The organism is Xanthomonas sontii (assembly GCF_040529055.1).
GTDB lineage: Bacteria > Pseudomonadota > Gammaproteobacteria > Xanthomonadales > Xanthomonadaceae > Xanthomonas_A > Xanthomonas_A sontii.
Window position 1 is genome coordinate 3596655 of the sequence record NZ_CP132342.1, and the last position, 16728, is coordinate 3613382.

17 protein-coding genes are annotated in these 16728 nt (G+C 70.3%); 7 read left to right on the forward strand and 10 right to left on the reverse strand.

Annotation, left to right across the window (positions count from 1 at the left end; translation table 11 throughout):
* Positions 1-15: 15 nt before the first annotated feature.
* The 5 genes from hfq to rlmE all read right to left on the reverse strand — a co-directional run bounded on the left by hfq (position 16) and on the right by rlmE (position 5179).
* Positions 16-291, reverse strand: a complete 276-nt coding sequence (gene hfq / locus RAB70_RS15075; RefSeq protein ID WP_010341316.1) for an RNA chaperone Hfq — start codon at positions 289-291, stop codon at positions 16-18.
* Positions 292-410: 119 nt separating this feature from the next.
* Entirely contained in the window at positions 411-1361 is a 951-nt protein-coding gene (gene miaA, locus RAB70_RS15080) for a tRNA (adenosine(37)-N6)-dimethylallyltransferase MiaA (RefSeq protein WP_148828192.1), read from the reverse strand.
* Complete coding sequence (gene folP / locus RAB70_RS15085; protein WP_148828193.1) at positions 1361-2266, reverse strand: dihydropteroate synthase; 906 nt, start codon at positions 2264-2266, stop codon at positions 1361-1363. Before folP ends, miaA begins: the two co-directional genes overlap by 1 nt.
* Positions 2267-2537: 271 nt before the next feature.
* Positions 2538-4475, reverse strand: coding sequence for an ATP-dependent zinc metalloprotease FtsH (ftsH, locus tag RAB70_RS15090; RefSeq protein ID WP_017910619.1), 1938 nt, complete (start codon positions 4473-4475; stop codon positions 2538-2540).
* A 71-nt stretch (positions 4476-4546) separates the two neighbouring features.
* Positions 4547-5179, reverse strand: a complete 633-nt coding sequence (gene rlmE / locus RAB70_RS15095; RefSeq protein WP_017910618.1) for a 23S rRNA (uridine(2552)-2'-O)-methyltransferase RlmE — start codon at positions 5177-5179, stop codon at positions 4547-4549.
* A gap of 66 nt (positions 5180-5245) precedes the next feature.
* On the opposite strand from rlmE, the gene yhbY reads away from it, so the two are divergent.
* Together yhbY and RAB70_RS15105 are read left to right on the forward strand one after the other, a co-directional pair.
* Positions 5246-5551 (forward strand): ribosome assembly RNA-binding protein YhbY, encoded by a 306-nt coding sequence (yhbY, locus tag RAB70_RS15100; RefSeq protein ID WP_010341321.1) that lies wholly within the window; start codon positions 5246-5248, stop codon positions 5549-5551.
* 18 nt (positions 5552-5569) lie between these two features.
* Positions 5570-5944, forward strand: coding sequence for an Mth938-like domain-containing protein (locus tag RAB70_RS15105; protein ID WP_017910617.1), 375 nt, complete (start codon positions 5570-5572; stop codon positions 5942-5944).
* A gap of 627 nt (positions 5945-6571) precedes the next feature.
* Here the strand turns inward: RAB70_RS15105 and RAB70_RS15110 are convergent.
* The 4 genes from RAB70_RS15110 to surE are packed head-to-tail and all read right to left on the reverse strand — an operon-like array spanning position 6572 to position 9453.
* Positions 6572-7387 carry a peptidoglycan DD-metalloendopeptidase family protein gene (locus RAB70_RS15110; RefSeq protein WP_408068841.1) on the reverse strand — a complete coding sequence of 272 codons (816 nt, stop codon included), beginning with the start codon at positions 7385-7387 and terminating at the stop codon, positions 6572-6574.
* Positions 7366-7980 carry a YqaA family protein gene (locus tag RAB70_RS15115; protein ID WP_017917495.1) on the reverse strand — a complete coding sequence of 205 codons (615 nt, stop codon included), beginning with the start codon at positions 7978-7980 and terminating at the stop codon, positions 7366-7368. Before RAB70_RS15115 ends, RAB70_RS15110 begins: the two co-directional genes overlap by 22 nt.
* A 19-nt stretch (positions 7981-7999) precedes the next feature.
* The gene (locus tag RAB70_RS15120; RefSeq protein WP_026143980.1) at positions 8000-8677 is read right to left on the reverse strand and encodes a protein-L-isoaspartate(D-aspartate) O-methyltransferase; all 678 of its coding nucleotides are present in this window, start codon (positions 8675-8677) and stop codon (positions 8000-8002) included.
* Positions 8674-9453, reverse strand: coding sequence for a 5'/3'-nucleotidase SurE (gene surE, locus RAB70_RS15125; protein ID WP_148828195.1), 780 nt, complete (start codon positions 9451-9453; stop codon positions 8674-8676). Before surE ends, RAB70_RS15120 begins: the two co-directional genes overlap by 4 nt.
* 204 nt (positions 9454-9657) lie before the next feature.
* Between surE and RAB70_RS15130 the strand changes: the two genes are divergently transcribed.
* The 5 genes from RAB70_RS15130 (at position 9658) to RAB70_RS15150 (ending at position 15637) form a co-directional block, all read left to right on the forward strand.
* Positions 9658-10191, forward strand: coding sequence for a Smr/MutS family protein (locus tag RAB70_RS15130; RefSeq protein WP_017911056.1), 534 nt, complete (start codon positions 9658-9660; stop codon positions 10189-10191).
* Between the two features lie 324 nt (positions 10192-10515).
* On the forward strand, positions 10516-11583 hold the full coding sequence (locus RAB70_RS15135) for a DUF535 family protein (RefSeq protein ID WP_148828196.1): 1068 nt from the start codon (positions 10516-10518) through the stop codon (positions 11581-11583).
* A 48-nt stretch (positions 11584-11631) separates the two neighbouring features.
* Complete coding sequence (locus RAB70_RS15140) at positions 11632-12180, forward strand: RNA polymerase sigma factor (RefSeq protein WP_017917498.1); 549 nt, start codon at positions 11632-11634, stop codon at positions 12178-12180.
* Positions 12180-13148 carry a FecR domain-containing protein gene (locus RAB70_RS15145; protein WP_148828197.1) on the forward strand — a complete coding sequence of 323 codons (969 nt, stop codon included), beginning with the start codon at positions 12180-12182 and terminating at the stop codon, positions 13146-13148. The genes RAB70_RS15140 and RAB70_RS15145 overlap by 1 nt, the downstream gene beginning before the upstream one ends.
* A gap of 176 nt (positions 13149-13324) precedes the next feature.
* Positions 13325-15637: a TonB-dependent receptor gene (locus RAB70_RS15150; protein ID WP_225851571.1), complete on the forward strand. Its 2313-nt coding sequence runs from the start codon at positions 13325-13327 to the stop codon at positions 15635-15637.
* Positions 15638-15677: 40 nt separating this feature from the next.
* Here the strand turns inward: RAB70_RS15150 and truD are convergent, their stop codons facing one another.
* Positions 15678-16685, reverse strand: a complete 1008-nt coding sequence (gene truD, locus RAB70_RS15155; RefSeq protein WP_230979383.1) for a tRNA pseudouridine(13) synthase TruD — start codon at positions 16683-16685, stop codon at positions 15678-15680.
* Positions 16686-16728 lie beyond the last annotated feature (43 nt).

Here is a 16728-nt window from a genome sequence, read left to right on the forward strand (position 1 = left end):
CACTTCGTTACGTTACTACTCGACTTCATCATCACCCGCACTGCCACCTTCGTTCTGCTGCACATAGCCGCCGCCCGGTCCCACGCGCACGTTGCGCGCCGGCACCACGGTGGAAATGGCGTGTTTGTAGACCATCTGGCTGACGGTATTGCGCAGCAGGACCACGAACTGATCGAACGACTCGATCGTGCCCTGCAGCTTGATGCCGTTGACCAGATACACCGAGACAGGCACCCGTTCGCGACGCAACGCGTTGAGGAAAGGATCCTGCAAGGATTGCCCCTTGGACATGCTTCACTCCCAAATTATTGTTTTTATTGTCCGGGACGGCACTGCAGCTCCCCTGCCGTGGTCCGGAACGTCGATGTTACACAACCGCGGGCGCCAGCACAGCGCGGCGGCGCGCCCGATCAGCCGAGGAAGGCGTCCAGGGCCGCCTGCAGGCGCCCGGCGTCGCGCGCCGGGTCGAACCAGCGGGCATCCTGCTCGCCGCGCAGCCAGGTGAGCTGGCGCTTGGCCAGCTGCCGGGTGGCGGCGATGGCGCGGACGCGGAAGTCCGCCGCATCGCCGACGCCGTCCAGGTACTCCCAGGCCTGGCGGTAGCCGACCGCGCGCACCGCCGGCAGCGCCAGCGGCTGCGCCACCGCCTGCATCCCGGGCAGCGCACGCAAGGCGCGCACTTCGTCGAGGAAGCCCTGCCCCAGCATCGCATCGAAGCGGGCCTCGATGCGCCCGTGCAGCACGCTGCGCTCGGCCGGCGCCAGCACCAGCTTCAGCACCCGCAGCGGCAGCCGCGGCGGACCCGGATCCGCCTGCCAGGCACTGATCGGCCGGCCGCTGAGCCGGTACACCTCCAGCGCACGCTGGATGCGCTGCGCGTCGCCGGGGCGGATGCGCTGCGCGGCCAACGGATCGATCCGCTGCAGTTCCGCGTGCAGCGCCGCCCAGCCCTCGGCCTGCGCCTGCGCGGTCAGCGCCGCGCGCAATTGCGGGTCGGCCGCCGGCATCGGCGCCAACCCTTCCAGCAGCGCCTGGAAGTACAGGCCGGTGCCGCCGGCCAGGATCGGCAGGCGGCCGCGGGCGACGATCGCCTCCAGCGCGGCGCGCGCGTCGGCGGCGAATTCGGCCGCCGAATACGTCTGCCAGGGATCGCGCAGGTCCAGCAGATGGTGCGGCACCCGCCCGCGCTCGGCGGCATCGGGCTTGGCCGCGCCGATGTCCAGGCCACGGTAGACCAGCGCCGAATCGACGCTGACGATCTCGCCGCCGCAGCGTTCGGCCAGGGCAATCGCCGCGGCGGTCTTGCCCGAGGCGGTCGGGCCCATCAGTGCGATCGCGCGCGGGCGCCGGTCGGCCGCCATCAGTCCTCGTCCGGCCAGCGGATCGTCGCCGCGGCCGACGCTGTGGCGGCGCGCGGCAACGGCACGGCCTGCAGCGCCTGCCAGACCTTCAGCGCGTCGACGGTGGCAGCGACGTCGTGCACGCGCAGCAGCGCGGCACCGCGCTGTGCAGCCAGCAGATGCGCGGCGACCGAGCCGGCCACCCGCTGCTCCGGCACCTCGCGCCCGGTCAGCTCGCCGATGCTGCGCTTGCGCGACAAGCCGGCCAGCACCGGCACGCCCAGCTCGACCAGCCGCGCCAACTGGGCCAGCAACTGCAGGTTGTCGGCGGTGCTCTTGCCGAAGCCGAAGCCCGGGTCGACCAGGATGCGTCGCTTGTCGATGCCGGCCATCTCCGCAGCGAAGATGCGCTCGGCCAGGAACCGGTGCACCTCGCCGACCACGTCGTCGTAGCCGGGCGCGCTGCCGGCGGCATAGGCGTCGGCGGGCATGTGCATCAGCACCACCGGCACCCCCAGTTCCGCGGCAGCGTCCAGCGCGCCGGGCTGGCGCAGGGCCTGCACGTCGTTGATCATGCCGGCGCCCGCCACGACCGCGGCGCGCATCACCTCCGGCTTGAAGGTGTCCACGCTCAGCGGCAGCGCGGTCTGCGCAGCCAGCCGCTCGATCACCGGAATCACCCGCCGCAGTTCTTCTTCCACCGGCACCGGCATCGCGCCCGGACGGGTCGACTCGCCGCCGATGTCCAGCACGTCGGCGCCCTCCTCGGCCAGACGCAGGCCGTGCGCCACCGCCGCGTCCACGCTGGCGTGCGCGCCCCCGTCGGAGAACGAATCCGGGGTGACATTGACGATGCCCATCACCCGCGGGCGATCGAGCAGCAGCCGGTGGGCGCCGCACTGCAGGCTGGGCGAGGTGTCGAACATCGGTGAGTCTCCTGGTAGTGGCCGTGGCCGGCGGCGGAATGGCGCTGCGCAGCGCCATGCGGCATCCGCGACACACGCATGGCGGCAGCGGCGTGCGCGACGTTTCCGCCGCACACCGCATCGACGCGGCAGCCAGCGCAGTGCCATTGTCGCCCACGCGCACGCAGGCGGCGAGTCGACATCGGACGATGCGACCGGCCCCGCACCGCCGCCAACAAAAAAGCCAGGGATCGCTCCCTGGCTTTTCGACGCTTGAAGGGCGCTCCTGCGCTTACACCTGCTCGGCAGGCCCGGCGATCGGCGGCAGCGGACGCGAATTGCCCTTGTCGTTGTTGCCGCCGTCCTTGCCGGACTTGTTCCAGCCCATCGGCGGCGGCGGATCGCGACCTTCCATGATCGCCTCGATCTGCGGCGCGTCGATGGTCTCGTACTGCAGCAGCAGCTGCGACATGGTGTGCAGCTTGTCCAGATTCTCGGTGAGGATCTGCGTGGTCTTCGCATACGCCTTGTCGAGGATCGACCGCACCACTTCGTCGATGCGCCGCGCGGTGTCGTCGGAGACGCTCTTGTGCTGGGTCACCGAACGGCCCAGGAACACTTCATCGTCCTCCTCGCCGTAGGCGATCGGCCCCAGCTCGTCGGACAGGCCCCACTTGGTGACCATGTTGCGCGCCATCTTGGTCGCGCGCTCGATGTCGTTGGACGCGCCGGTGGTGACCTTGTCGGTACCGAAGATCAGTTCCTCGGCCACGCGGCCGCCGTACAGCGAGCACAACTGCGACTCGATCGCCACACGGTTCATCGAGTACTTGTCGCCTTCCGGCAGATACATGGTCACGCCCAGCGCGCGGCCGCGCGGGATGATCGTGACCTTGTAGACCGGGTCGTGCTCGGGCACCAGGCGGCCGACGATGGCGTGGCCGGCTTCGTGGTAGGCGGTGAGCGTCTTCTCGTCCTCGCTCATGGCCATCGAACGACGCTCGGCGCCCATCAGGATCTTGTCGCGGGCACGGTCGAAATGATCCATGCGCACTTCCTTGACCGACTCGCGCGCGGCGAACAGGGCCGCCTCGTTGCACAGATTGGCCAGGTCGGCGCCGGAGAAGCCCGGCGTGCCGCGTGCGATCACCATCGGCTCGATGTCGTCGGCCAGCGGCAGCTTGCGCATGTGCACCTTGAGGATCTGCTCGCGGCCGCGCACGTCCGGCAGGCCCACCACCACCTGGCGGTCGAAGCGGCCCGGGCGCAGCAGCGCCGGATCCAGCACGTCCGGACGGTTGGTCGCGGCGATCACGATCACGCCCTCGCCGCCCTCGAAGCCGTCCATCTCCACCAGCAGCTGGTTGAGGGTCTGCTCGCGCTCGTCGTGACCGCCGCCCAGGCCGGCGCCGCGATGGCGGCCGACCGCATCGATTTCGTCGATGAAGATGATGCACGGCGCATGCTTCTTGGCCTGCTCGAACATGTCGCGCACGCGGCTGGCGCCGACGCCGACGAACATTTCCACGAAGTCCGAACCGGAGATGCTGAAGAACGGCACCTTGGCCTCGCCGGCGATGGCCTTGGCCAGCAGGGTCTTGCCCGTGCCCGGCGGGCCGACCATCAGCACGCCGCGCGGGATCTTGCCGCCGAGCTTGGTGAACTTGGTCGGATCGCGCAGGAAGTCGACCAGTTCGCCGACCTCTTCCTTGGCCTCGTCGCAGCCGGCGACGTCGGCGAAGGTGATCTTGATCTGGTCCTCGCCCTGCAGCTTGGCGCGCGACTTGCCGAAGGACATCGCGCCCTTGGCGCCACCGCCGCCGCCCTGCATCTGGCGCATGATGAACAGCCAGAAGCCGATGATCAGGATGACCGGCAGGAAGTTCAGCACCAGCGACCAGAAGCCCGGACCGTTGTCGGGCTTCTGCCGGGTGATGTCCACGTTCTTGCTGTACAGCACGTCGATCAGCTTGCCGTCGCTCGGGCCGTACACCGAGCCCTCGCTGCCGTCGGCGCGCTTGAAGCGGATCGCGTTGACCGACAGGTTGGTGGCGTCGGTGAAATCGACCGACTTCACCCGCCCGGCGTCCACGTCCTTCAGGAACTGGGAGTAGGTCACGTTGTCGGTGCCCGCGCCGCCGGCGAGCCGCGGCGAGAAGCTCTGGAACACCACCATCAGCACGACGGCAACGACTACCCACAACAGCAGATTCTTGGTCAAGTCGTTCATCCTCATTGGCTCCGGTGTCCCTTCAACTCTGTCTCGATGCGTGGCATTGCGGATTCAGCCTTGCGTTCAGCTTACTTGATCTGGGCGCGCTTGCCCTGTCCGAGGGCGTAGACCTCCGGCGAGCGCTTGCGCGACGCGGCCGGCTTGCGGATGGTCACCTTCTCATAGCGGCGGCGCATGTCGCGGATGTAGTCGTCGAACCCCACGCCCTGGAACAGCTTGATCAGGAACGCGCCGTTCGGCTTCAGGTGGCTGTCGGCGAACGCCATCGCCAATTCCGCCAGATGCATCATCCGCGGCTGGTCGACCGCATCCATTCCGCTTTTATTGGGGGCCATATCCGACAGCACAAGGTCCACCGGGGTATCGCCCAGCATGGCCTCGAATTGCGATAGCACCGCGTCCTCCCTGAAGTCACCGTGAAGGAACTCCACGCCGGCCAGCGGCGGCATCTCCAGGATGTCCAGGGCCAGCACCCGACCGCGGTCGCCCATCGACTTGCGCACCTGCTGCGACCAGCCGCCCGGCGCGGCGCCGAGATCGACCACCACCATGTCCGGCTTGAGGAGCCTGTCGCGCTGCAGCAGTTCCTCCAGCTTATAAGCGGCGCGCGAGCGCATGCCTTCGGCCTGGGCCTTCTTCACGAAGGGGTCGGCGAAATGTTCGCGGAGCCAGCGTTGGCTGCTTTTGCTGCGGGTGGCCATGGACGCACGGTCGGGAGGGGCGGCCATGATACCCTGATCGCCCTTGCCAACCCTGCTCCCACCTGCATGTCGATCAGCCTGACCTCGGCCCAGAACCGCTTCCTGCGCGGCCTGGCCCACGACCTCAAACCCCTGCTGCAGATCGGCAGCAAGGGCGTCACCCCGGCCTTCCTGGCCGAACTGGACGAGGTGCTGGAGCGCCACGAACTGGTCAAGGTGAAGGTTGGCGGCGACGACCGCGAGGCCCGCGACGCCGCCATCGGCAGCCTGGTGGAGCAGTCGCACAGCGTGCTGGTGCAGCGCATCGGCCATACCGCGATCCTGTATCGCCCGGCCAAGGAAGACCGGCAGATCGTGCTGCCGCGCGCCTGAGCGCGCTCCGGTGACCTCATGCAACTGACCCAGGACCTGCCCGACTACGCCTATGCCCTGCGCATGGCCGACGGCCGCCAGGCCAAGGTGAACGACCGGCTGCTGACCCGCAGCTTTGTCCTCGCGCCGGACACCCTGGTCGAGGACTGGCAGGCCCCGCCGGCCGGCGACCTGCAGCCGCAACATCTGCAGCCGCTGCTGGAGCTCAACCCGGCCCTGGTCATCCTCGGCACCGGCGAACGCCAGGTGTTTCCCGCCGCGGCGGTGATGGCGCTGTTCCTGACCCGCGGCATCGGCATCGAGGTGATGAACAATGCCGCTGCTGCGCGCACCTACAACGTGCTGGCCGCCGAAGGCCGGCGCGTGGCGGTGGGGTTTCTGCTCGAAGGCTGAGCCAGGCGTCGCGGGCCGGGCACTGCGACCTCCTGATCGTTGACCTGAGCGGCCTCAACCACGGCCTGGCCGCGCCGCGGACAACATGCGATCGAGGCAGAGAGGACGCCTGTCGTTCCTGTCGTCTCTTGCAGATCCCTGCGCGGCGTCTGCCGCGCGATGCGAGCACAGCGCGTCGGGGCTGAAGCCCCTCCCACAAAAGAATGCGTGCACGGTGACACCCCGTGTGAGCCGGCGGCGCTTGCGGCCCACTGGGCCGCGCCGTTGGCGAACGCCCGGCGCGCTGCGCCGGGCCGGGGATCCGCCCGCGCAACGACGCAACCGGTTACTTCGGCGGCAGATACAGCAGTGGGTCGACCGGCTTGCCGTTGTAGCGGGTGAGCCGGCGGCGCTTGCGGCCCACTGGGACGCGCCGATGGCGAACGCCCGGCGCGCTGCGCCGGGCCGGGGATCCGCCCGCGTAACGACGCAACCGGTTACTTCGGCGGCAGATACAGCAGTGGGTCGACCGGCTTGCCGTTGTAGCGGGTGAGCCGGCGGCGCTTGCGGCCCACTGGGCCGCGCCGATGGCGAACGCCCGGCGCGCTGCGCCGGGCCGGAGATCCGCCCGCGCGACGACGCAACCGATTACTTCGGGGGCAGATACAGCAGTGGGTCGACCGGCTTGCCGTTGTAGCGGATCTCGAAGTGCAGCATGTCGCGCGCCGCGCCGCTGTGGCCCATTTCGGCGATCTGCTGGCCAGCCTTGACGTTCTGGCCCTCGTTGACCAGGCGCTTGCGGTTGTGGCCGTAGGCCGACAGCCACTGTTCGTTGTGCTTGACGATGATCAGTTCGCCGTAGCCGACCAGGCCGGCGCCGGAGTAGACCACCACGCCGTCCGCCGCGGCGCGCACGGCCTCGCCGTTGCTGCCGCCGATGTCGATGCCCTGCTTGGTCGCCTCGCCGCCGACGAAGCGGCTGACCACCACGCCATCGGCCGGCCAGCGCCAGGGGAAACCGCTGCTGACCGGCGCCGGCACCGGAACGGACGGCGGCCGAGCGGCGGCGCCGGCACCGGAGGCGGGCGGCGTCACCGGGCCGCTACCGGGCCGCACGGCGACTGCCCCACCCGGCGGATACAGCTTCAGCGACTGCCCCGGATAGATGGTGTACGGCGGCTGCAGGCCGTTCCAACCGGCCAGGTCCTGCGGGGTGATGTTGTTGGCGCGGGCGATCGCGTACAGCGTGTCGCCGCGCCGAACGGTGGCGCTGATCCCGGGCTTGGGCACGGACACGCGAGGCGCCGAGGCAGCAGCGGTGCCGCGCACCGGCGCGCCGCCCGGCGTGCGCACCACCGTGGCGCTGCTGCAGGCGCCGAGCGCCACCGCCACCAGCACCCCCAGGCCGCAACGCAGGCCGTTCCGCATCACCCGATCCACGCTCATCCGACCTTCGCTCTCCATATGACCCACACCACCAGCAGCGCCAGGATCGCCGAGGCGACCCAGCCGAGCGGCTCGATCCAGCGGCGCAACGCGGCTTCCGCACGCGGCCCGCCGAGTCGGATCGCCCCGGCCACCAGGTACACGCGCTTGCCGCGTCCCACCAGCATGCTCGCCAGGAACGGTAGCAGCGGCACCCCGACGATGCCTGAGGCCCAGGTGAATATCTTCAGCGGGATCGGGGTGAAGCCGGCCAGCACCAGCAGCCAGAACGCACGCCACGGCGACTCGGCGATGACCTCGCGCAAGTGGTTCACCTGCGCGTCGATCTTCTGCGTCCAACCGAGCCATTCGATCAGCGGCTGCACCGCGGCGAAGGCGAAATGGCCGAGCAGGTAACCGATCACCGCGCCAGCCAGGGAGCCGAGCAGGCTCAACGTGGCGAACCACAGCGCGCGCCGCGGCTGTGCCAGCGACATCGGCGCCAGCATCACTTCCGGCGGCACCGGGAACACGATGGCCTCGGCGAAACTGAGACCGGTGAGCAGGGCCGGCGCGCGGCGATGCCGCGACCAGGCGATGGCGCGTTCGTACAACGGCCCGAAAATCTTCATCCAGTGCGGCTCCGGGAAGTCAATCCAGCATGCCCGACAGCAACGGGACGAAGGTCACCGGCGCCAGGACGTCTTGTTCGATCTGGCCGTCGGCGGCGCGGCGCAGGCGGATCAGCGATTGCGCGGACGGGCCACCGACCGGCGCCACCAGGCAGCCGCCCGGGGCCAGTTGTTCGATCAGTGCGTCGACCAGCGCCGGCGCCGCCGCCGTCACCACGATCGCGTCGAACGGGCCATGCTCGGGCCAGCCGATGCGGCCGTCGTCGTGCTTGCTGCGCACGTTCATGCCGAGCTGGCGGAAACGCTTGCGCGCCTGCCGCAGCAGATCGCCGATGCGCTCGACGGTATGCACTTCCAGACCCAGCGCGGCCAGGATGGCCGCCTGGTAGCCGGAGCCGGTACCGACTTCCAGCACCTTCTTCGGCGCCGCTTCCAGCACCGTTTCGGTCATGCGTGCCACCACCCACGGTTGCGAGATGGTCTGGCCGTGGCCGATCGGCAGTGCGGTGTCCTCGTAGGCGCGCGAGGCCAGCGCCTCGTCGATGAACAGATGCCGCGGCACGGTACGCACCGCGTTGAGCACGCTCTCGTCGCGGATGCCGGCCTCGCGCAGGCGCTCGACCAGGCGGTCGCGCACGCGCTGCGAGGTCATGCCGATGCCGATCGCTTCCGGCTGCAGGCGCAACCGCGGGGTCATGCCGGGCGGCCCAGCGCGGCGGTCAGGCCGCCGACCCAGCTGGCGACCTTTTCCAATGCCTGATAGCGGGTCAGATCGACCTGGATCGGGGTGATCGAGATGAAGCCGGTGCGTACCGCGTGGAAGTCGGTACCGGGACCGGCGCCCTGCTCGCGCCCGGCCGGGCCGATCCAGTACACGGTGCCGCCGCGCGGGTCGGTCTGCGGCAGGCACGGTTCGGAGCGGTGGCGGTTGCCGAGCCGGGTGACCTCGAAGCCCTTGATCTCCTGCCACGGCAGGTCGGGCACGTTGACGTTGAGGATGGTGTCGGCCGGCAGCGGATCGGCCTTGAGCTGGGCCACGATCTCCACCGCGGCGCGTGCGGCGGTCTGGAAATGCCTGGGATCGTGGTTGTGACTGACCAGCGACACCGCCACCGCGGGCAGGCCGAGGAAGCGGCCTTCCATCGCCGCCGAGACGGTACCGGAATAGATCACGTCGTCGCCGAGATTGGCGGAATTGTTGATGCCGGAGACCACAATGTCCGGGTCGAACTCCAGCATGCCGGTGAGCGCCAGATGCACGCAGTCGGTGGGCGTGCCGGCGACGCTGCAGGTGTAGTGGTCGATGCGCTTGAGCCGGATCGGCAGATCCAGGGTCAGCGAATTGCTGGCGCCGGACCGGTCGCGGTCGGGTGCGACCACCGTCACCTCGTGGCCGGCGCCGCGCAACTGCTCGGCCAGCATGCGGATGCCGGGGGCGTCGACGCCGTCGTCGTTGCTCACTAATACGCGCATGGTGCTCCTCGAAAACCGGGGGCATGATACCGGATGCGCCCTGCCAGGTCGCTGACAGCGCGACGACGACCGCGGTGACGGCCATCGCGCCGCGCACTGGAGCGGCGTCGCGTCGTGCGACCGCAGCGCAGTGGTCCGCACGCCAGACGCTGCCGGCGACGCCGCACTCACCTCAAACCGCGCCGCACGCTCTAAGCTGTACGCATGGCGCATTCCGACGACGAAGATCCCGCCGCGCTGTTCCGCGCGGCCATCGGCAAGGTGGCCCCGCTCAACGCGACGCCGCCGGCCAATGCCAAGCCGCGCCCCAAGCCGCGCGCGCGCATGGCCGAACGCGACGACGCCGAGGCGCAGGGAGAGTTCCAGCAATTGCTGCGGCAGAGCACGCCACTGGAAGCCGGCGACGTGGCCAGCTACCGCCGCGAGCACCTGCCGGCGCGGGTGTTCCAGCGCCTGCGCAAAGGCCAGTTCTCGGCCCAGGACGAACTGGACCTGCACGGTGCCACTGCGGCGCAGGCCGAGACGCTGCTGCGCCAGTTCCTGGCCGAGGCGCACGCGCACGAGTTCGGCTGCGTGCGGATCGTGCACGGCAAGGGCCTGCAATCGGGCGGCGTGCCGCTGCTGAAGAACCTGGTGGACCGCCTGCTGCGCCAGCGCAACGACGTGCTGGCCTTCCATTCGGCGCCGACCGCGCAAGGCGGCACCGGCGCGATGCTGGTGCTGCTGGCGCGGCGCTGAGCGGCGCCGCAGCCGCGGGCACCGCGGCTCGCGTGCCCCATCGGGAATCTGTGCACTGGCCGAGGTGGAGGGCGCCGGATCGTGGCGCCGCCGAATCCGGCATCGCCCACTGATCTGTCATTCGCGAGCAAGAGCGGCTTCACCGCGGCCGGCGTGAACGGGAACGCCCGTCGCGGCTATCGCGCCCGCCCGCTGCCTGCATGACGCAGATCCGGCCAGGCCGGGACGCCGCGGACGCGGCCGAGCACCGCGCGTGCGGACCCATTTCAATTTTCGCCCCTTGAAACGTCTTGTCAGAGAGCACCGTCCCTCTGCGAGCCGAACGTGACCGAAGCGACCACCGAATTCTTCCTGCAACCCACTGATCTGGTGGACGTTTCCGCGAGCGCCGCAGCGTTCGAAACGGCGCCGACCCGCCTGGCCCGGCCTGCGCCGCCGCCCCGGCCGAGCGCCGATGCCGCACCGTCACGGTGGTGGCCGCTGTTCCTGGCCTCGTTCCAGCGGCGCACGGACTGGCACGGCAACCGCCTGCAGCGCGGGATCAAGGCGGCAAAGTACCTGCTGCGTTCGCTGCGCATGCCTGCCGCGCATCTGCGTTTCCTCGACGCACTGTGCCGCGACCCGCGGATGCGCGGCTACGCCGAGCGCGATCCGCGCCTGCTCGAGCGCCACCTGCATCGTTTCGTGAACACCCGCTGGAGCAGCAAGGCGCGGCTGCGTCACCTCCGGCAGCACTATCGCCTGATGCTCGAGCGCCTGCCGGCCGCGTTGTTCGACGCCATCTACCGTCAAGGCCAGGCGGACCTGGGGACGCTGCCGCTGCACGATGGCAGCCTGCTGACGCTGTCGCTGCTGCCGCCGGCGCCGATGAGCTGCGAAGGCGAGCTCTGGTTGCAGCTCAGCGACGCGGCGGGACGCGAACTGTATCGCCTGGTGCTGACCGTGACCGGCGACGACGCCCATCCGACGGTACTGATCGGTTGCCTGCAGGGCCCCAAGGGTGCCGACGCCCGCGACGTGGTGCGCGCGCTGACCAAGCAGATGCACGGGCTGCGGCCCAAGCAACTGATGCTGTCCCTGGCCTGCACCTTCGCCGAGCGCCTCGGCGCGCACGCGATCCGCGCCGTCTGCAATGGCGCGCATCCGCTGCAGCGCAAGCGAGACGTGTTCCTGTCCGACTACGACGCGTTCTGGATCGAGCAGGGCGGTACACCCATCGTCGATGGCTGGTTCGCGCTGCCGCTGACCCCGGCACGCAAGAGCGTGGCGGACGTACCCAGCCAGCACCGCTCGGCGTTTCGCCGCCGCGAGGCGTTGCGGACGCATGCGGAAGGCTTGCTGGCCGCGGCGCTGCCGGCCGCTTGCGGTGCTGCGTCGCGTGGCGGCCAGTGAGCCTGGCTATACTGCCGCGGCCGCTTCCCTCCAGGAGCATCAGCAGTCGTGAGCCGGGCCGAGCACACCGAGGGCGCGCCGTCGCCGGAGCAGGCGCCTGCGCACCAGGTCGACGCGCTGTTCAAGGAACATCACCGCGCCCTGCTCGCCTTCCTGCACTGCAAGCTCGGCTCGATGGCGGACGCGCAGGACGTGGCGCAGGAGGCGTACATGCGCATCGTGACGCTTGAGCGTCCCGACGCGCTGGCATCGCCGCGCGCCTACCTGTTCCATGTCGCCTCGAACCTGGCGGTGGACCGGCTGCGCATGCGCAAGGTCCGCGAAAACGCTGCGGTGGAGCTGCCGGAGCACGACTTGCCGCTCCCGCCGGTTCCCGAGCGGCACGCCACGGCCAGCGAGCAACTGCGCGCGCTGACCCGGGCGCTGCAAGAACTTCCCGCCAAGACCAGCCGCGCCTTCGTGCTGCACGTGATCGAAGGCAAGGACTTCGGCATGATCGCCAAGGCGATGAACGTGAGCGAACGGATGGTCCGCTACCATGTGGCCAACGCGCTCGCGCATTGCCGCAAACGCTTCGACGAAGCGGAGATCCCGTAATGGACAGCGGCATCGACCAACACATCCTCGACGACGCCGCACGCTGGTGGGCCCTGCTGCGCGAACCCGACAGCAACGAGGACACCGTGGCGCGCTGGCTGGACTGGACGGAGGCCGACCCGCGGCATCTGCAGGCGTTCGAACGCATCAATGCGCTCGGCGGCGACCTGGCGACGCTCGATGCGGCAGCGCGGGACGAGGTGGTGCGCAGGTTCGCGCCGCCGCGTTCGCGCTGGCGGCCGCTGCAGGTCGCGGCCTGCGTGGGCGTGCTGGCGCTCGGCGGCGCCCTGGCCTGGCGGCAGCTGCACCCGCCGCCGCTCACCCAGGTCTACAGCAGCGCGACCAGCCGCCACCAGGACATCGTGCTGTCGGACGGCTCGAAAATCGCGCTCGGCCGCGCATCGAAGTTGAGCACCCGCTTCAGCGCCGCGCAGCGCCACGTGGAGCTGATCGCCGGCGAGGCCTTCTTCGACGTGGCGCATCACGCCGGGCGCCCGTTCGTAGTCGACGCCGGCGGCGTGTCGATCCTGGACGTGGGCACCGCCTTCGACGTCAGCCGCGACGGCGAACGCGTCGAAGTCGCGGTCACCGAAGGCCGGGTCCGCATCTACGGCGCCGGCCAGGTGCCGGCCGACGGCAGCGGCGGGCTGGAAGCGGTGGCCGGACAGCGCGTGTCCTACGATCCGGCCAAGCCCGCGCTGCAGGTCAGCCAGATCGACGTGGCGCAGGCCACCGCGTGGCGCGATCACCGGCTGGAGTTCGTCGATACGCCGCTGGACACGGTGATCGCGCGGGTCAACCGCTACAGCGACCGGCCGCTGCGCCTGGCCGACCCCGAGCTTGCGCGGCTGAGCTTCACCGGCACCGTCGACACCCAAGCGACCGCGCAGTGGATCGAGGCCTTGCCGCAGGTGTTCCCGCTGCGGGTGCGCCAGGGCAAGGACGAGATCGTGCTGAGCCGCCGTTAGGCGATACCGCGCGCCGCCCGGGCTTAGGGGCGGCGGGCGCCCCCCGCGTCGACGTCGCCGCGCGTGGCATAATTCGCGCTTCCGCTGGGGGGCGACGGGCAGTGCGTGGGCTGAGGCGACTGATCATCTGCGGCAGCCTGGCATTGCAGCTCGCACCCTGCCCCCCTGCCCTCGCCGTGCCACTCGCGCCCGACGCACGGCAGATCGGGTTCTCGATCCCGCCGCAGGCGCTGTCCACGGCGCTGATCGCGTACGGCAAGCAGGCCAACGTGCAGGTGCTGACCGCCAGCCCGACCCTGGCCGGGATGCGCAGCGACGGGCTGCAAGGCATGTTCACCCCGGACGCGGCGCTGCAGCGCCTGCTGCAATCGAGTGGGCTCGCGTACCGCATGCTCGATGCGAACACGGTGGCGGTCATCCCCGCCGCCACGGCGCCGGTCGATCCTGCGGATGCCGCCGATGCGCACCGCGCCGGCGCGCCAGCCAAGCTGCTGGAACAGGTCGACGCCGCGGCGCTGACCGATCACGCCATGGGCGACGTGCCAGCCTATGCCAGCGACGCGCTGCGTTACGCCGCCGATTCCATCGCCGTGCCGCAGTCGGTGAATGTGGTCGCTCCGCATCTGCTGGCCTCGCAACAGGTGCGCACCGTCGCCGACGCCCTGCGCAACGTGGCCAGCGTGCAGCAGATCGAAAATCCGTTGCGCGCGCCGCTGTTCAAGATCCGCGGCATCTACACCGGCAACGGCATGACCGACGGGATGCCGAACAGCTTCGTCGGCCTCGGCGGCTACCCGCCGATGATCGGCGTGGAGCGGGTCGAAGTGCTCAAGGGCCCGGAATCGATCCTCGGCGACAGCAACGGCGGCGACATGAGCGGACTGATCAACGTCGTCACCAAGCAACCGCTGCGCACCCCGAAGCGCGAACTGAGCTACGTCCTCGGCGAGCGCGGCGACGTGCAGGCCGGGCTCGATGCGACCGGACCGATCGGCGCCACGCCGCTGAGCTATCGGCTCGTCGTCTCCGGCCAGCATGCCGATTCCACGGCGCAAGGCTACGGCCCGCGCAATGCCGCCTACCTGGCGCCGTCCATCGCCTGGCAGGGAGACGACAACCGCCTGGTGCTCGGCGTGCAGCGCGTGACCGATCGGCAGCCTGCCGCCGACCATGCCCTGCTGCTGCGCAACCGCGTGTCGGCGATGACGCCCAGGAGCTTGCGGCTGGGCAACGCACAGGACCACACCGCCTACCGCACCCAGCGCGCCTATTACCTGTTCGATCAGCGGCTCAGCGACCGCTGGCAACTGCGCAGCCGCGGCCAGTACGTGACCCAGGCGATCGACGCGCGCAACTGGGGCATGCTGTCGCCTTCGCCGAAGGGCGCCGTGCGCGCCTATGCCGAGGCGTACCGCAATACGACGGCGTACTACACCATCCAGAACGACCTGGTCGGCAGCTTCGGCGACGGGCCGCTGCGGCAGACCGTGACCCTGGGCCTGGATTACACGCGCACGCGGCTGGGCAGCAGCGATTACTTCATCCGCATGCACCGCAACCGCTACGACGTGTTCGGCGACGAGCGGCTGGGTCCGGTGCACTGGCCGCATTCGCGGCGCGGGATCCTGCATTACCCCGGCAGCCCGTGGTCGAGCCGGAGCGGCATCCTGCTGCAGGACCAGATCAGCATGGGCGAACGCTGGGACGTACTGCTGGCGCTGCGCCGCTCGGCGTACGAGATTTCCAGCTACGATGCCAAGGGCAAACTGCGCCAGTTGCGCCGGCGCCGCTGGGTGCCCAACGTCGGCGTGGTCTACAAGCTGACCGCGGAGGCGTCGCTGTACGCCAGCACCATGAACGGCTTTGCGCCAAGTGCCGTGCTCGGCAAGAACGGCCGGCCGTTGCCGCCCGCGTTGTCGCGGCAGGTGGAGGTGGGAGCGAAGATCGATCTGTTCGAGCACCGGGCGCGGCTCAGCGCCGCCTACTACCAGATCACCGTCGACCGCAGCTTCGACCTGGTGCTGGCGCATCCGTCGTACTTCGCCAGACCGATCGACAGCCAGAGCAACCACGGGCTGGATCTCGACTTCGTCGGCGCCCTCGCCACCGGCCTGGAACTGAGCAGCAGCCTGGCGCTGGCCCGCATCGGCCGGCGCGACGGTACGCCGACCCTCGGCGTGCCGCGCACCCGCTTCACCCTGTGGAGCAGCTACCAGTTCCAGGACAGCCGCTGGAGCGGCTGGGGCGTGGCCGGCGGCATCCTGGCGCGCGATCACACCCTCGGCCGCCGCCTGGCCGGCGGCTATTTCAAGATTCCCGGGCAGGCCAGCGTGGACGCGAACGTGTCCTATCGCACCGAAACCTGGGGCGTGACCGTGGGCATGCGCAACGTCTTCGATCGGCGACTGTACGCCGACGAGTTCGACGAAACCTTCGTGCCGCTGCCGGACGGCCGCAGCCTGCTGCTGACCGGCAGCTATCGGTTCTAGCGCGCGTCGTCGCGACCGACGCGGCAGGCGTCGGCCGCGCTCAGGCCTCGGTGGAGGCCTGCGGCTGCGGCGCCTCTTCGACCTGGCCGAGTTCGTGCAGCAGTGCCGTGGCGTAGCTGCCCGGCGGCAATGCGAAGCGCAGTTCCAGCGCGTCGTCCTGCCCGTCCAGCCAGCGCCATTGCAGGTCGGCCACGCGCAGGCGGGTCGCCCGCCGCTCCTGCTTCAGGCCCTCGCGCTCCAGGCCGTCGCGCAGGCGCTGCGCGACCGCCTCGTCCAGCACCGCCAGCTCCAGCGCACGCGCCGCCTCGGCGCTGCGCAGCTCGCCGGCGCCCCACAGCGGCGCGGACGGATGGATGTCGAAGCGCTGCAAGCGCTCGGCCAGCGCCTCCGACCACGGCTCCGGACCGAACACGCTGCGGCTGCCGTCGAGCATCCACACTTCGCCGTCCAGCGCGCTGTCCCAGTTGCCGGCGGCCACGCGGGCGGCCAGCACCCGGTTGAACAGCTCCGAACGGGCCGCCGACAGCAGTAGCGAGCGCTGCTCGCGGCGCACGCGGCGGCCGCCGAACATCGCCAGCGCGGCGCCGACGTTGCCGCCATCGCGGCCGAAGCGCTGTTCGCCGAACCAGTTGGGAATGCCGCGCGCGGCGATCTGCGCCAGCCGCGTCTCGATCGCGCCGCGCTCGCCGCGCACCTCGCGCAACACCAGCACGAAGCCGTTGCCGGCCAGCGCGCCACGCGGCAGCTTGCGGTTGTGCCAGTGCGCTTCCAGCACCTGCAGATCCGCGTCCTGCAAGCTGTCCAGCGCCGGCGCCACACGCTTGGGCAGATGCACCGAGAAGCGCTGGGTGGTGACCGCATGGCGGTCCTTCATGCCGGCGTAGCCGATCGCCAGTTCCGCCACCCCGGCCCACTGCGCCAGGCGGCGCGCGGCGAAGGCGGTGTTCATGCCGCGCTTGCGCACGGTCAGCAGCAGGTGCTCGCCCTCGCCGCTGGGCGCGAACGCGGGCAGCTCGTCGACCTGGAAATCCTCGGCGGTGCTGCGCATGCGCGCCTGCAACGGCGCGGCGCCGAACGCACGCGGCAACTCG

Excerpts from the sequence above, each read along its gene's own strand:
- hfq (WP_010341316.1), bottom strand. The coding sequence starts at position 291 with ATGTCCAAGGGGCAATCCTTGCAGGATCCTTTCCTCAACGCGTTGCGT.
- miaA (WP_148828192.1), bottom strand. The coding sequence starts at position 1,361 with ATGGCGGCCGACCGGCGCCCGCGCGCGATCGCACTGATGGGCCCGACC.
- folP (WP_148828193.1), bottom strand. The coding sequence starts at position 2,266 with ATGTTCGACACCTCGCCCAGCCTGCAGTGCGGCGCCCACCGGCTGCTG.
- ftsH (WP_017910619.1), bottom strand. The coding sequence starts at position 4,475 with ATGAACGACTTGACCAAGAATCTGCTGTTGTGGGTAGTCGTTGCCGTC.
- rlmE (WP_017910618.1), bottom strand. The coding sequence starts at position 5,179 with ATGGCCACCCGCAGCAAAAGCAGCCAACGCTGGCTCCGCGAACATTTC.
- yhbY (WP_010341321.1), top strand. The coding sequence starts at position 5,246 with ATGTCGATCAGCCTGACCTCGGCCCAGAACCGCTTCCTGCGCGGCCTG.
- RAB70_RS15105 (WP_017910617.1), top strand. The coding sequence starts at position 5,570 with ATGCAACTGACCCAGGACCTGCCCGACTACGCCTATGCCCTGCGCATG.
- RAB70_RS15110 (WP_408068841.1), bottom strand. The coding sequence starts at position 7,387 with ATGGAGAGCGAAGGTCGGATGAGCGTGGATCGGGTGATGCGGAACGGC.
- RAB70_RS15115 (WP_017917495.1), bottom strand. The coding sequence starts at position 7,980 with ATGAAGATTTTCGGGCCGTTGTACGAACGCGCCATCGCCTGGTCGCGG.
- RAB70_RS15120 (WP_026143980.1), bottom strand. The coding sequence starts at position 8,677 with ATGACCCCGCGGTTGCGCCTGCAGCCGGAAGCGATCGGCATCGGCATG.
- surE (WP_148828195.1), bottom strand. The coding sequence starts at position 9,453 with ATGCGCGTATTAGTGAGCAACGACGACGGCGTCGACGCCCCCGGCATC.
- RAB70_RS15130 (WP_017911056.1), top strand. The coding sequence starts at position 9,658 with ATGGCGCATTCCGACGACGAAGATCCCGCCGCGCTGTTCCGCGCGGCC.
- RAB70_RS15145 (WP_148828197.1), top strand. The coding sequence starts at position 12,180 with ATGGACAGCGGCATCGACCAACACATCCTCGACGACGCCGCACGCTGG.
- truD (WP_230979383.1), bottom strand. The coding sequence starts at position 16,685 with ATGCGCAGCACCGCCGAGGATTTCCAGGTCGACGAGCTGCCCGCGTTC.